Annotated in this window: 11 protein-coding genes and 1 tRNA gene; 6 read left to right on the forward strand and 6 right to left on the reverse strand. The window is 72.3% G+C overall.

Features of this window, described 5'->3' with window-relative positions; genetic code table 11:
* Window positions 1-28 precede the first annotated feature (28 nt).
* The 3 genes from ettA to ACWEPF_RS24540 all read right to left on the reverse strand — a co-directional run bounded on the left by ettA (window position 29) and on the right by ACWEPF_RS24540 (window position 4275).
* Window positions 29-1693, reverse strand: coding sequence for an energy-dependent translational throttle protein EttA (ettA, locus tag ACWEPF_RS24530; protein WP_345288550.1), 1665 nt, complete (start codon window positions 1691-1693; stop codon window positions 29-31).
* Between the two features lie 246 nt (window positions 1694-1939).
* Window positions 1940-3304: a Cys-Gln thioester bond-forming surface protein gene (locus ACWEPF_RS24535; RefSeq protein ID WP_452174173.1), complete on the reverse strand. Its 1365-nt coding sequence runs from the start codon at window positions 3302-3304 to the stop codon at window positions 1940-1942.
* Window positions 3305-3630: 326 nt separating this feature from the next.
* Entirely contained in the window at window positions 3631-4275 is a 645-nt protein-coding gene (locus ACWEPF_RS24540; protein WP_452174174.1) for a single-stranded DNA-binding protein, read from the reverse strand.
* A gap of 578 nt (window positions 4276-4853) precedes the next feature.
* On the opposite strand from ACWEPF_RS24540, the gene ACWEPF_RS24545 reads away from it, so the two are divergent.
* A tRNA-Arg gene (locus ACWEPF_RS24545) sits at window positions 4854-4929 on the forward strand.
* Window positions 4930-4972: 43 nt separating this feature from the next.
* On the opposite strand, the gene ACWEPF_RS24550 is transcribed toward ACWEPF_RS24545, so the two are convergent.
* On the reverse strand, window positions 4973-5623 hold the full coding sequence (locus ACWEPF_RS24550; protein ID WP_452174175.1) for a TetR/AcrR family transcriptional regulator: 651 nt from the start codon (window positions 5621-5623) through the stop codon (window positions 4973-4975).
* A 63-nt stretch (window positions 5624-5686) separates the two neighbouring features.
* Here ACWEPF_RS24550 and ACWEPF_RS24555 point away from each other — a divergent pair, with 63 nt between their 5' ends.
* From ACWEPF_RS24555 to ACWEPF_RS24565, 3 genes are all read left to right on the forward strand, one after another.
* Complete coding sequence (locus ACWEPF_RS24555) at window positions 5687-6253, forward strand: GNAT family N-acetyltransferase (protein WP_345288546.1); 567 nt, start codon at window positions 5687-5689, stop codon at window positions 6251-6253.
* 232 nt (window positions 6254-6485) lie between these two features.
* Window positions 6486-6905 (forward strand): RidA family protein, encoded by a 420-nt coding sequence (locus ACWEPF_RS24560; protein ID WP_452174176.1) that lies wholly within the window; start codon window positions 6486-6488, stop codon window positions 6903-6905.
* 58 nt (window positions 6906-6963) lie between these two features.
* Window positions 6964-7749, forward strand: a complete 786-nt coding sequence (locus ACWEPF_RS24565; protein ID WP_452174196.1) for an enoyl-CoA hydratase/isomerase family protein — start codon at window positions 6964-6966, stop codon at window positions 7747-7749.
* Between the two features lie 43 nt (window positions 7750-7792).
* On the opposite strand, the gene ACWEPF_RS24570 is transcribed toward ACWEPF_RS24565, so the two are convergent.
* A complete protein-coding gene (locus ACWEPF_RS24570; protein WP_452174177.1) occupies window positions 7793-9010 on the reverse strand; it encodes an acyl-CoA dehydrogenase family protein in 1218 nt (405 codons plus the stop codon).
* Window positions 9011-9139: 129 nt separating this feature from the next.
* Between ACWEPF_RS24570 and ACWEPF_RS24575 the strand changes: the two genes are divergently transcribed.
* Both ACWEPF_RS24575 and ACWEPF_RS24580 read left to right on the forward strand, forming a co-directional pair.
* Window positions 9140-9733: a TetR/AcrR family transcriptional regulator gene (locus ACWEPF_RS24575; protein WP_345288543.1), complete on the forward strand. Its 594-nt coding sequence runs from the start codon at window positions 9140-9142 to the stop codon at window positions 9731-9733.
* 102 nt (window positions 9734-9835) lie between these two features.
* Window positions 9836-11314, forward strand: coding sequence for a cellulase family glycosylhydrolase (locus ACWEPF_RS24580; RefSeq protein ID WP_452174178.1), 1479 nt, complete (start codon window positions 9836-9838; stop codon window positions 11312-11314).
* A gap of 28 nt (window positions 11315-11342) precedes the next feature.
* Here ACWEPF_RS24580 and ACWEPF_RS24585 read toward each other — a convergent pair whose 3' ends face one another.
* Window positions 11343-13373: a M3 family metallopeptidase gene (locus ACWEPF_RS24585; protein ID WP_452174179.1), complete on the reverse strand. Its 2031-nt coding sequence runs from the start codon at window positions 13371-13373 to the stop codon at window positions 11343-11345.
* Window positions 13374-13558: the final 185 nt, after the last annotated feature.

A 13558-nucleotide genomic window follows, 5' to 3' on the forward strand; every position in this document is an offset into this window, starting at 1 on the left:
GGGCTGCCGGACGGGGCGCACCGACCCGTCAGTCGCGGGTCAGCTTCTTGTAGGTGGCCCGGTGCGGGCGGGCGGCGTCGGCGCCGAGCCGCTCGATCTTGTTCTTCTCGTACGACTCGAAGTTGCCCTCGAACCAGAACCACTTGCTGTCGCCCTCGTAGGCGAGGATGTGGGTGGCCACTCGGTCCAGGAACCAGCGGTCGTGGGAGATGACCACGGCGCAGCCGGGGAACTCCAGCAGCGCGTTCTCCAGCGAGGAGAGGGTCTCGACGTCGAGGTCGTTGGTGGGCTCGTCGAGGAGCAGCAGGTTGCCGCCCTGCTTGAGGGTCAGCGCCAGGTTGAGGCGGTTGCGCTCACCACCGGAGAGGACCCCGGCCGGCTTCTGCTGGTCCGGGCCCTTGAAGCCGAACGCCGAGACGTAGGCGCGGGACGGCATCTCGACCTGGCCGACGTTGATCCAGTCCAGACCGTCGGAGACGACCTCCCAGAGGGTCTTCTTCGGGTCGATGTTGGCCCGCGACTGGTCGACGTAGCTGATCTTGACGGTCTCGCCGACCTTGACCGAACCGGAGTCCGGGGTCTCCAGGTCCTGGAGCATCTTGAACAGCGTGGTCTTGCCGGCGCCGTTCGGGCCGATGATGCCGACGATGCCGTTGCGCGGCAGGGTGAAGCTGAGGTCGTCGATCAGGACCTTCTCGCCGAAGGACTTGTTGAGGTGGTCCACCTCGATCACGACGCTGCCCAGGCGCGGGCCCGGCGGGATCTGGATCTCCTCGAAGTCCAGCTTCCGCATCTTGTCGGCCTCGGCCGCCATCTCCTCGTAACGGGCGAGGCGGGCCTTGGACTTGGCCTGGCGGCCCTTGGCGTTGGAGCGGACCCACTCCAACTCCTCCTTGAGCCGCTTGGCGCGCTTGGCGTCCTTCTGGCCCTCGACCTTGAGACGGGACTGCTTGGTCTCGAGGTAGGTGGAGTAGTTGCCCTCGTACGGGTACGCGCGGCCGCGGTCGAGCTCGAGGATCCACTCGGCGACGTTGTCCAGGAAGTACCGGTCGTGGGTGACGGCGACGACGGTGCCGGCGTACTTCTCCAGGTGCTGCTCCAGCCAGTTCACCGACTCGGCGTCCAGGTGGTTGGTGGGCTCGTCGAGGAGCAGCAGGTCGGGCGCCTCGAGCAGCAGCTTGCAGAGCGCGACGCGGCGGCGCTCACCACCGGAGAGCTTGGTGACCGGCCAGTCGCCGGGCGGGCAGCCCAGCGCGTCCATGGCCTGCTCCAGCTGGGCGTCGAGGTCCCAGGCGTTGGCGTGGTCCAGGTCCTCCTGGAGGGTGCCCATCTCCGCGAGCAGCTCGTCGGAGTAGTCGGTCGCCATCAGCTCGGCGATCTCGTTGAAGCGGTCGAGCTTGCCCTTGATCTCCTTGACGCCGTCCTGGACGTTCTCCAGGACCGTCTTGGTCTCGTCGAGCGGGGGCTCCTGCAGGAGCATGCCGACGGTGAAGCCCGGCGACAGGAAGGCGTCACCGTTGGAGGGCTGGTCCAGCCCGGCCATCATCTTCAGCACCGTGGACTTACCGGCGCCGTTGGGGCCCACGACGCCGATCTTCGCCCCGGGGAGGAAGCTCAGCGTCACGTCGTCAAGGATGACCTTGTCGCCATGGGCCTTGCGCACCTTGCGCATGGTGTAGATGTATTCCGCCACGTGAGATCGCTCCGGCGTCGTCGTGTGAGATGGGGACCGCCCCGCAACTACGGGGAGCCGAACATTCGGCTTGCAGCGTTCCATTCTGCCGCAACGCGGCACCCGCCCCGAACCGCCCTTCCCCGGACCGGCCCGAGTTGCCGCGGCGGGCCCGGCCGGGACGGCACCGGCCCCGTCCCCTCGACTGCGGAGGGAACGGGGCCGGTGCGGGGGCTCAGCCCTCGGCGGGCTGAGTCACCGTCAGGCTCAGGCGCGGCTGTGGCGGCCGCGACGGCGCAGGGTGTAGACCGCGGCGCCACCGGCGATCACCAGCGCACCGGCGATGCCCGCGAGCAGCGGGGTCTGGCCGCCGCCACCGGTGTTGGCCAGGACCGGACCGCTCGGGCTGGCCGACGGGGTCGGGGTGGCGCTCTTGCTGCCGGAGACCGACGGCTTCGGGCTCGGGGTCACGGCGGTGTCCGTCTTGCAGTTCAGGACGCCCTTGAACTCCTCGAACTTGCCGCCGCCCAGCGGGACCTTGATGTTGTACGCGGTGTCCTCGGCGACCTTGACCGGGACGCTCTTGCTGGCGCCCGGCGGGACGGTCACGGTCTGGCCGGCCAGCGTGAAGGTGTAGTCCTGGTCACCGTTGTTGGCGACGGTGACCACGACCGCGCCCTGGATGCAGTCGATCTTGGCGGAGGGGGCCGGGATCGGGCCGGTGGGGGCCCAGTTGACCGTGACGGAGGCGGCGGCGTTGACCGGCTGCGAGCCCGCCAGGATCAGGGTCTGGCTGTGCTTGTTCTCCTTGCCGACGCCGACGAAGGCCCGGCCGACGGAGACCTCGGCGGCGGTGGTGGTCGCCTTGATGGCGGCGCTGCCCGCGGCGGCACCGGCGGCGCCGGCCTTGGCGAAGACCTGGTCGCCGTTCTTGGCGCTGGTCACCGGCTTGCCGCTCTTGTCGGTGAGGGTCAGGCCGGCCTTGGTGCCCGCCTCGTCCAGGGCCAGCGAGACCGCGGTGCCGTTGGTGGTGACGGTGATCGGGCCGAGCAGGTCACCGCTCTTGCCCGACACCGAGGCCGGGTTGAGGGTGAGGGTCGGCTTCGGCTCCTCGAGCTTGACCGCCTTCTGGCTCAGGTAGTCGGCGAGCTTGACGGCCTTCTCGTTGTTGATCGGGGTCGCGTTGACCCCGTCGGAGAGGCGCCAGATCGCGGCCTGGGTGGCGACGGCCGCGTCGTCCTCGGTCAGGCCCTCGATGCCGCTGGAGGTGGAGAGCGCGGCCGGCTTCACCAGCGGGTAGGAGTTCTTGAGGATCCAGAGGATCTTCCCGGCCTCGGTCGGCTTGTCCGCCAGCGAGGTGGCGGACCAGCCGGTCTCGCTGTAGTCGGCGCTCTCCTGGGTCGGGTTCAGGAGGTCGATGCAGTACGTGTCGAGGGTCTTCTCGTCCTCGGTCATGAGCTGCAGGATGCCGCCCTGGACCTTGTGCTCCTCGCCGTTGCGGTCGTACTTGATGCTGCCGCTGTGCCGGACGCCCGGCAGCAGCTTGGCCTTGGTACCGGTCGAGCTCGGCGTGTCGGCCGCCGACGCGGCCGTGGCCATCGCTCCGCCGACGAGCATGCTCGTCGCGAGCATGACAGAGCCTATGCGGGAGAACGCCCGCCCCTGCTTGTGGAACATCTCGACCCCTCCGGGCTGGGCGTTGCCGATGGCAGCCCGCCTTGCAAAGCGACGCACCCTGTGACACCGCCGCACCTGTGTTGAACCAGACGCATCCTATTGACCGACGGGCGCCAGCAAACCTCCGTGCCGAACCAGGACGGTTCCGTATCTATATTGTTATCAAGCAGCTGATCACAACGGTGTACTGACGATCCGCCAGATTCTCACGATCAATCAGGACGGTTTCCGCTTCGGCACTCCCGCGGCCGGGAAGTGTCCGGAGTCGGTCGGAGCCCGGCTCATCCGGCGACTACTCGATCACCTCCCGCATTTCCGTCACCCGCCTGCTCCAACTCCCGCACACCATCGGCCCCTCCCTCCCCATCCGTCCCACCCGCACCAACCGCCACCGGGACCCGCACCGACTCCGCCACGGCCGCCCGCCTGGAGTCCAGCGCCGCGACGATCCACCCCGGCACCGCCTGCTCGGCCGGGGCCGGCTCGCGCCCACCCGGCGGCGACGGCGGCGGCCCGGCCGCCGGATCGTCCCGACCCGAACGGCCGCCCACCAACTCGGGTTTGGCCTGCACCGCCCAGCGGAACGCGGTGGTACCGCGCCCGAGGTCGTGACCCACCACCCGGGCGTCGATCTCGACCACGCAGTGCCGCTTCTCCGGCTCGCCCCACTCCCTGACCCTCAACCGGCCGCTCACGACCACCGGATCGCCCTTGCTCAGCGAACTCACCACATTGGCAGCCAGCCAGCGCCAGGCCTTCACCGTGACCCAGCTGGTGTCCCCCTCCACCCAGTCGCCCTTCTCCCGGTCGTAGCGGCGCTCGGTGGCCGCCATCCGGAAGTTGGCCACCGGAACCCCGGCGGCGGTCTGCGAGTAGTTCACCACCGTCGCGACATTGCCGATCATGGTCACCATCGACTCGTTCACCGGAACACCCTCCGTCCGTCGGGAATCACCCTGCGGAATCGTCCGCAGAACCGAGGGTTCCCCCTCCGCGGAAATGCACGGAGAAGTTCCGAAATCCTGTGGACAACCCGGGCATGGGGATAACCGATGTCACTCTCCGGAGTGAATCAATCGCATTTCCGACTGACCTGACGCCAGTTTTTCGGGGCCATGACAACATCTTCGCCCCGACGCCTCCGGCCGCCCGCCCGCCGACCCTCCCCGGCCCCGCCGCCGGTCGGTGCGCCGCCCCGGCATCCCCGCACGTCACCCGGTGCCCACAAGGCCGAAAACCTCCCCCACCCGGCCACCGGGCACGGGCATTCTCCGCACCGAATCCATAACAGGTGGGGAGACAGCCCCGTAACGACTGCACAACGTCCGCCGCCAGAAGCCGTCAGAGCGCTGCGCACCCGGCCGCCACCTGCGATTATCGGACCGCTCAACCGGCTCGACACACCCGGCACGGTGCTTGAAGACCCGGACGAGTATCTGGGCTCCCTTATCCTGTCCCGGACCTCGCACGCCGACCGAAGCCCTCCCCGGGCGGATGTCGCCGCGCCCCCATAGCTCAGCGGATAGAGCACCCGCCTTCTAAGCGGTAGGTCGCAGGTTCGAATCCTGCTGGGGGCACCACCGCGCCGCGGCGGGCCCGCTCCGGCCACCGCCGCCGACCCCCTCAGAGGGTCTCCAGGTACCCCTCCAGCAGCGCCGCCTGACGCTCCGCCGGGAACTCCTCCGGCGACAGCAGGGCCTGCACCACCAGCCCCAGCGCGAAGGCCTGCACGCCCGCCGCGACCTCCGTCGCCGACCGCTCCGCCGACACCTCCCCGGCCCGCTGCGCCGCCTCGACCAGTGCCGCGTTCCGCTCCCTGGCCCTGCGGTAGCGCTCCGCGTGCTGGGCCGTCAGCTCCGGATCGGCCAGGGCCGTGTCCCAGGAACTCACCCAGATCCGGTTCCCCGCGACGGACTCGGGCGTGGTCGGCAGGATGCCGAGCAGCACCTCCCGCAGCCGCTCCAACCCGTCCGCGCCCGGGGCGGCCGCCCCGCGCCCGGCGTCCGCGCCCGCCGTCCCGGCCGGCTCCGCCGTCCCGGCCCGCTCCGCGGCGGGCAGCCGGCCCTGGGCGTCCTGGTCCAGCAGCTCCAGCGCGTACGAGAGCAGCGCCCGCTTGTTCGGGAAGTAGTGCGTGAGCAGACCGGTGCTGGCCCCGAGCTCGGCCGCCACCGCGCGGAGCGTCAGACCGCCGAAGCCGCGCTCGGCGAGCACGCGCCAGACGGCGGCGGATACGTCGTTGCGACGGGCGGCATGGTCTCCACGGGCGGGCGGCATGGCGCTAGGGTACCTACCAAACGTTTGTTATGTACGTACGACCATCCGCCCACAGGAGGCCCCGTGTTCGCCGTACCCCTCGCCGAGGGCGCCGAGCTCCGCCCGCTGGAGCCCTGGCAGGCCGAGGAGTTCCTCGCCCACATGGACCGGGCCCGGGACAACGTCAACCCGTACGTCCCCTGGGCCACCCGCTCCACCGACCTGGAGTCGGCCACCGCCACGCTCCAGGGCTTCGCCGACCGGAAGGCCGCCGACGCCCGCCAGCTGTTCGGCATCTGGCTGGACGGCACGCTGGTCGGCGGCGTGATGTTCGTGGCTTTCGACGCCGAGCAGGGCAACTGCGAGATCGGCGCCTGGACCGAGCCGGCCGGCCAGGGCCGCGGCCTGATCAGCGCCGCCACCGCCCGCCTGCTGGACTACGCCTTCACCGAGCGCGGCCTCTACCGGGCCGAGTGGCACAACAGCTCGGTCAACCCGCGCAGCCGCGCGGTGGCCCAGGGCCTCGGCTTCCAACTGGAGGGCGTGCTGCGCAAGTCCGCGCTGTACCGCGGCGAGCGGCTGGACTACGAGGTCTGGGCGATCCTGGCCCCGGAGTGGGCCGAGAAGCGGGGAGGCTCCGACCGTGCCTGACAGCTCGTGGGCGCTCGACAGCGCGTGGGCGCCGGCCGGCTCCCGGTCGCCCGACAGCTCGTGGACCACATGGCGCCCCGCCCCGGAGAGCGGCACCCGGGCGGCCCGGAAAACCGGGTGACAGGCCGGGCCGGACGGCCGAGGATCGGAGGTCGTCCGGCCCGGCCCACCCAGGCCCGGCCCACCCAGACCGGGCCCGCCCAGGCCCAGCCCTCGACCGGTCGGAGTCCCGATGGCCCAGCACCGCACCGTCCCCGCCCTCTTCCCGCCGCCCGGTTACGCGCACACCGCCGTGGTCGAGGCCGGCGAGCGGCTGGTCTTCCTGGCCGGAGGCGTCCCGCTGGACGCCTCCGGCGAGCTGGTCGGCCCGGGCGATCCGGTGGCCCAGGCGCACCAGGTGCTCGCCAACCTGGAGACGGCGCTGGTCTCGGTCGGCAGCTCGCTCGACCGGGTGGTGGCCTCCACCGTCTACGTGGTGGCGGACCGGCCGGGCCCGCTCTCCACGGTCTGGGACGTGGTCGACGCCTCGGCGCTGCACGACGGCCCGCACACCTCGACCCTGCTCGGGGTCACCACCCTCGGCTACACCGGCCAGTTGGTGGAGATCACAGTCACCGCCGTGGTGCCGGAGCCGTCCGCCGTGGAAGGCTGAGCCGACCCACCCCCAGGAGGCGGCCTTGACCGAGCAGTTCGAGAGCGACCGGTCCGGGATCGAGCACGTCGACACCGGTGTCCCCGGCCTGCGGGCCACGGTGGACGGCGCGGTCGCGACCCTCGTCCTGGACCGCCCCGAGCGGCGCAACGCCGTGACGCTCGCGATGTGGCGCGCGCTCCCCGGCGTGCTCGACCGGCTGGCCGCCGCCCCCGGGGTGCGCGCGCTGCTGCTGACCGGCGCGGGCGGCACCTTCAGCGCCGGCGCCGACATCGCCGAGCTCTCCGAGGTGTACGCGGACCCGGACCGGGCCGAGGCCTACCACGCGCAGAACGTCGCGGCCGAGCAGGCGCTGGCCGCCTTCCCGCACCCGACCGTCGCCGTGGTGCACGGCCACTGCGTGGGCGGCGGCTGCCAGTTGGCAGTCGCCTGCGACCTGCGCTTCGTCGCCCACGACGCCCGCCTCGGCATCACCCCGGCCAAGCTGGGCGTGGTCTACCCGGCGGTGCCGACCACCCGGCTGGCCCGGCTGGTCGGCCCGGCCCGGGCCAAGTACCTGCTGTTCTCCGGCGAGTTGGTGGACGCCCGGCGGGCCGAGCTGTTCGGACTGGCCGACGAGGTGCACCCGGCGGCCGAACTGGACGCCCGGGCACACGAGTTCGCCGCACTGCTGGCCACCCGCTCCCCGCAGACCCTCGGCGCGGCCAAGGCCGCGCTGGAGGCCGGGCCCGGGGTCGAGGACGCCCGCGCCGCCCTCGCCCCCTGGGAGCGGAAGTCCCGCCGGTCCCCCGACGTCCGCGAGGGCCTGGCCGCCTTCCTGGAGCGCAGACCCCCGCGGTTCTGACAGCACGTCACCACAAGGGCGCCACCGCCCCGGCACCACCGCGCTAACGGATCGGCATCCCCGAGATGGCCCGGGCGATCACCAGCCGCTGGATCTCGCTGGTGCCCTCGAAGATCGTGTAGATCGCGCTGTCCCGGTGCATCCGCTCCACCGGGTACTCCCGGGTGTAGCCGTTCCCGCCGAGCAGCTGCATCGCCTGCGAGGTCACGTACTTGGCGGTCTCGCCCGCGTAGAGCTTGGACATCGAGCCCTCCGCCGAGGTGAACGGCTGGTTGGTGGCCGCCATCCAGGAGGCCCGCCAGACCAGCAGCCGGGCCGCGTCGATCCGGGTCTTCATGTCGGCCAGCTGGAAGGCCACGCCCTGGTTGTCGATGATCGGCCGGCCGAACTGCACCCGGGTCCTGGCGTAGTCCAGCGCCACCTCGTAGGCGGCCCGGGCGATGCCGATGGCCTGCGCTCCGACGGCCGGGCGGGAGGCCTCGAAGGTGGCCATCGCCGCGTTCTTGCCGCCCTTGCGGGCGCCCTCGCGGGCCCGGGCCAGGCGCTCGTCGAGCTTCTCCTTGCCGCCGAGCAGGCAGCTGCCGGGCACCCGGACGCCGTCCAGCACCACCTCGGCGGTGTGCGAGGCGCGGATGCCGTGCTTCTTGAACTTCTGACCCTGGCTCAGGCCCGGGGTGCCGGGCGGCACCACGAAGGAGGCCTGGCCGCGGGCCCCGAGCTCCGGGTCCACGGTGGCGACGACCACGTGGACGTGGGCGATGCCGCCGTTGGTGGCCCAGGTCTTGGTGCCGTTGATCACCCACTCGTCCTTGGCCTCGTCGTAGACGGCGCGGGTGCGCAGCGCGGAGACGTCGGAGCCGGCGTCCGGCTCGGAGGAGCAGAAGGCGGCCAGCTTGACGTCCTCGGGGGTGCCGAACATCTGCGGCGCCCAGGTGCCGATCTGCTCGTCGGTGCCGTTGGCCAGCACCGCGACGGCGGCCAGGGTGGTGCCGGTGATGGCCAGGCCGAGTCCGGCGTCGCCCCAGAACAGCTCCTCCATGGCGATCGGGATGCCGACGCCGGAGGGGTCGAAGAACTGCTGGGCGTAGAAGTCCAGCGAGTAGATGCCGAGCTTGGCCGCCTCCTGGATGACCGGCCAGGGGGTCTCCTCGCGCTCGTCCCACTCGGCCGCGGCCGGGCGCATCACGTCGGCGGCGAAGCCGTGCAGCCAGTCGCGGACGGCGAGCTGGTCCGGGCCGGGGTCGAGGGAGAAGGTGCTCATGCGGGGTGCCTCCGGTCGCGGTGTCGTCCCATGCCGTGGGGTGTTACCCCCGGTAACATGCTCGGAGTCTGCTACTGATTGGTAGGCCTGTCAACGTCCACATCCACCCCCACGCCCAGGGAGCAGCACATGCCGGACGAGCCCCGCCGCGAGCAGTTGCTGAACGCCGCCGACCGGGTCGTGCAGCGGGACGGCCCGGGCGCCAGTATGAACGCCATCGCGGCCGAGGCCGGGATCACCAAACCGATCCTCTACCGCCACTTCGGCGACCGGAACGGCCTGATCAGCGCCCTGACGGAGCGTCACACCAGCGGCCTGCTGGCCGCCGTCCGGGCCGCACTGAACGAGCCGCTGGAGCGCCGCGACCGGGTGGAGCACGTGCTGGACGTCTACCTGGCCGGGATCGAGTCCCGCCCGCAGGTCTACCGGCTGATCACCCAGGGCGGCGACCAGGGCCGGGCCGCCGGGCAGGCGCTGGCGCCCGCGCTCCAGCAGATCGCCGACGAGATCACCAAGGCCGTGCAGGCCCAGGTCGACCTCGGGGCGGACGGACCGCTGCTCTCCGAGACCTGGGGCCGGGCGATCACCGGCATGGTGCTGGCCGCCGGGGACTGGTGGCTGGACCAGCGGCCCTGCCCCCGAGCCCGGATGGTGCAGGCACTGGCCGACCTGCTCTGGGGCCGCCTCGCGGCGGCCGCCGCGCTCCCCGGGGCGCTCGGCTGACGCCACGTAACATGAGCCTGCCTCACCTCTTGTGCGCACCAGGGGCCTGGGGCAGGATCGGCGCACCCAGACTGGCCCCAGGCCCTAGCCGTGAGGTGTCCCGTGCGCGCTCGACGTACCGCCGCCGCTCTCTCCCTGGCCGCCGCCACCGCCCTCACCGGCCTGGCCGCGCCCGCCACTGCCTCGGCCCACCAGCAGCAACCGCTCTTCCCCTCCGGCACCTCGACCACCGCCGACGGCCGCACCCACCTCACCGACGCCCACGGCCGGGTGGTCCAGCTGCGCGGCTTCAACGTGGACAAGTACGCCGAGGTGACGGAGGCCGATCTACGGGCGGCGGCCGCCCAGGGCTTCACCCTGGTCCGGGTGGCGATCTCCTGGAACCGCCTCGAACCCACCCGCGGCCGGCTCGATCCCGCCGAACTGGCCCGCCTGCACCGGGTGCTCGACTGGGCCGAGAAGTACCGGCTGCTGGCCCTGGTCGACTTCCACCAGGACGTCTACGGGCCGAAGTTCGGCGGCGGCGACCGCGGCATCCCGCTCTGGGCCACCCGGGACGACGGCCTGCCGTTCGAGGCCGACCCGGACGACTGGTTCGCCGGGTACTACCAGCCCGCCGTGCAGGCCGCCTTCACCCACCTCTACGACGACGCCGACCTGCGCCGCTGGCAGGCCGACTTCTACACCCGGCTGGCCCGCGAACTCCGCGGCCACGGTTCGCTGCTGGGGTACGACCTGTTCAACGAGCCGTCCGGCCCGATCCCCGGCGACCCGACCGACCCGGCCGTGCTGGTCGCCGCCTCCGCCGCCCTGGAACGCGACCGGCTCCCCGCCATGTACCGGCGCCTGATCGCGGCGGTCCGCCAGGCGGACTCCCGCTCCTGGCTGTTCGTGGAGCCGACGGTCCTGGTCGGGCTCGGCGTGCCGACCGAGCTGCCGCCGTTCGCCGACCCCCGCTCCGGGGCCGACCGGATCGGCTACGCCCCGCACTTCTACGACACCGCCGTCGAGGCCGGCCAGGACTGGGACCCGTCCGGCGGCTTCGTGGAGAACTACACCGCCGCCGTCACCGCCTACCCGCGGGCCCACCGGCTGCCGGTGATCGTCGGCGAGTGGGGCCCGCCCAGCGCCCGCACCCCCGGCAACCGCGAACTGGTGCGGCGTCAGACCGCCGCCATGTCCGGCTTCGCCGAGGGCTGGGCCATGTGGTACTGGTGCAGGGGCAACGGCGGCTACTGCGCGCTGGACCCGCAGGGCCTCCCGGCCCCGGGGCACGAGCCCGCCTTCGCCCCGTACGCCCGGGCGCTGGCCGGCACCCCGCAGGACGAGACCTTCCGGGACGGCGCCTACGCCCTCACCTTCACCGCCGGCGGGCGCACCGCGGGCGGCAGCGGCGGCTGGACCGAGATCACCCTGCCCGCCACCGCCTACCCGAGCGGCGCGAAGGTCACCGTCTCCGGCACCCGCGCCTCGGTGCTGGACGTGGAGCAGCCCCGGGACGGCCGGGCCGGCACCGCCCGGGTGCTGCTGCCGCAGGCCCGCCCCGGCACGGTGGTCACGGTGCGGATCACCGGCCGGTAGCGGGCCCCCTGACGACGGGTCAGGACGGTCAGCCGTCCAGGCCCCGGCGGGCCAGCAGCGGCTCCAGTTCGGGGGCGCGGCCCACCACGTTCCGGAAGCAGGTCAACGCGTCCACACTGCCGCCTCGGGAGAGCAGCTCGGTCCGGAAGACCTCGCCGCTCTCCCGGACGCCGCGCCCGTTGGTCTCGAACCAGCGGACGGTGTCGGCGTCCAGCACCTCGGACCAGATGTACGCGTAGTACCCGGCGCTGTAGTCGTTCGAGAACACGTGGCTGAAGTACGTGGTCCGGTAGCGCGGCGGGATCAGCGGCTCGGCCAGCCCGGCCTTCGCCAGTGCGAGCGCCTCGAACTCCCGCGCGTCCCCGATCTCCTCCCCGGCCGGCACGGTGTGCCAGGCCCAGTCCAGCAGCGCCGCCGCCAGGTACTCCACGGTCCGGAAGCCGTACCCGAACTTCTCGGTGGCGGCCATCCGCTCCACCAGCTCGGCGGGCAGCGGCTCGCCGGTCAGGTGGTGCCGGGCGTAGTTGGCCAGCACCTCGGGCCGGGTCATCCACATCTCGTTGACCTGCGAGGGGAACTCCACGAAGTCCCGCGGCACCTCGGTGCCCGCGAAGAACGGGAAGCGCACCGCGGAGAACAGGCCGTGCAGCGCGTGGCCGAACTCGTGGAAGAGCGTGCGCACCTCGTCCCAGGTGAGCAGTGCCGGCTCGCCGTCCGCCGGGTGGGCGATGTTCAGGTTGTTCACCACCACCGGGCGCTGGCCCAGCAGCTCGGACTGCTGCACCAGTTCGTTCATCCAGGCGCCGCCGCCCTTGGACTCCCGGGCGAAGAAGTCCCCGACGAACAGGCCCAGCGAGGAGCCGTCCGCCTCGAAAACCTCGAAGACCCGCGCGTCCGGGTGGTACGCCGCCAGGTCGGCCCGCTCGGTGAAGGTCAGCCCGTAGGCCAGGTTCGCGGCGAAGAACACCCCGTCGTGCAGCACCCGCTCCAGCTCGAAGTACGGGCGCAGCTCGGCGCTGTCCAGCTGGTACTCGGCCTTGCGGACCCGCTCGGCGTAGAACTGCCAGTCGTGCGCCCCGAAGTCGGTGACCCCGTCGACCCGTTCGGCGAACGCGGCCAGCTGCCCGGCCTCCTTGCGGGCATTGGCCACGGCCGGCGGGATCAGCTTGGCGAACAGCTCCTCCACCGCCTCCACGGTGCCGGCCGTCTCGTCCGCCACCACGTACGCGGCGTGGCTCGGGTAGCCCAGCAGGGCCGCCCGCTCGGCCCGCAGCGCGGCCAGCTCGACCGCCAGCGGGCCGTTGCCCTCCACCGCCCGGTCCAGCGAGGCCGCCATCAGCCGGGCCCGCACGCCGCGGTCGGTGAGCTCCGCCAGCTCGGACTGGTTGGAGAAGTTCTTCAGGCTCAGCACGTAGGTGCCGTCCTGGCCCAGCGACCGGCCGTTGGCCGCGGCCGCCGCGACCGCGCCCGGCGCGAGGCCGGCCAGCTGCCCGGCGTCGTCCAGCACCAGCGCGTTGGCCCTGGTCCCGGTGAACACGTTCTGCCGGAAGGCCGACTCGGCCGCCGCCATCCGGGAGTTGAGCTCGCGCATCCGCGACTGCTGCGCCTCGTCGAGGCGGACGCCGGCCCGGACGAAGCGCGCGTGGTGGCGCTCCAGCAGCCGCAGCGCCTCGGCGTCCAGGCCGAGCGCCTCCCGCCGCTCGTACAGCGCGTCGAAGCGGGCGAACAGGGCGCGGTCCAGCAGGATCGCGTCCCGGTGCGCGGCCAGCCGGGGGCTCAGCTCCGCGTCCAGCTCCTGCAGGCGCGGGCTGGTGTCCGAGGAGTTCCTGTTGTCGAAGACCAGCCGGACCCGGCGCAGCAGGGCACCCGAACGCTCCATCGCCTCCACCGTGTTGGCGAAGCTCGGCGGCTCCTCGGAGGCCGCGATGGCGGCCGTCTCGGCGAGCTGGTCCGCCATGCCGCGCTCGAAGGCGGGCAGGTAGTGCTCTTCCCGGATCGCGGCGAAGGGCGGCAGTTCGAACACCAGGGTGCTGGGTGCGAAGAAGGGGTTGTCCGTCATGCCCGCGACCATACTCGCCCGAAGGGGCCGACAGGGCAGGTGGTCAAGCCACCAGGGGCGCGAGGAACTGCGCGGGTCCGGAAGGCGTCCCACCTGCACCTTACGCACCGTCAGTCAGTTGCACGTGCTGCCGTACCCCTGCGCGCCCCGCGGCGGAGCCGCAGATCAGCAGAGCCCCGCGCCCC

The organism is Kitasatospora sp. NPDC004289 (assembly GCF_053602875.1).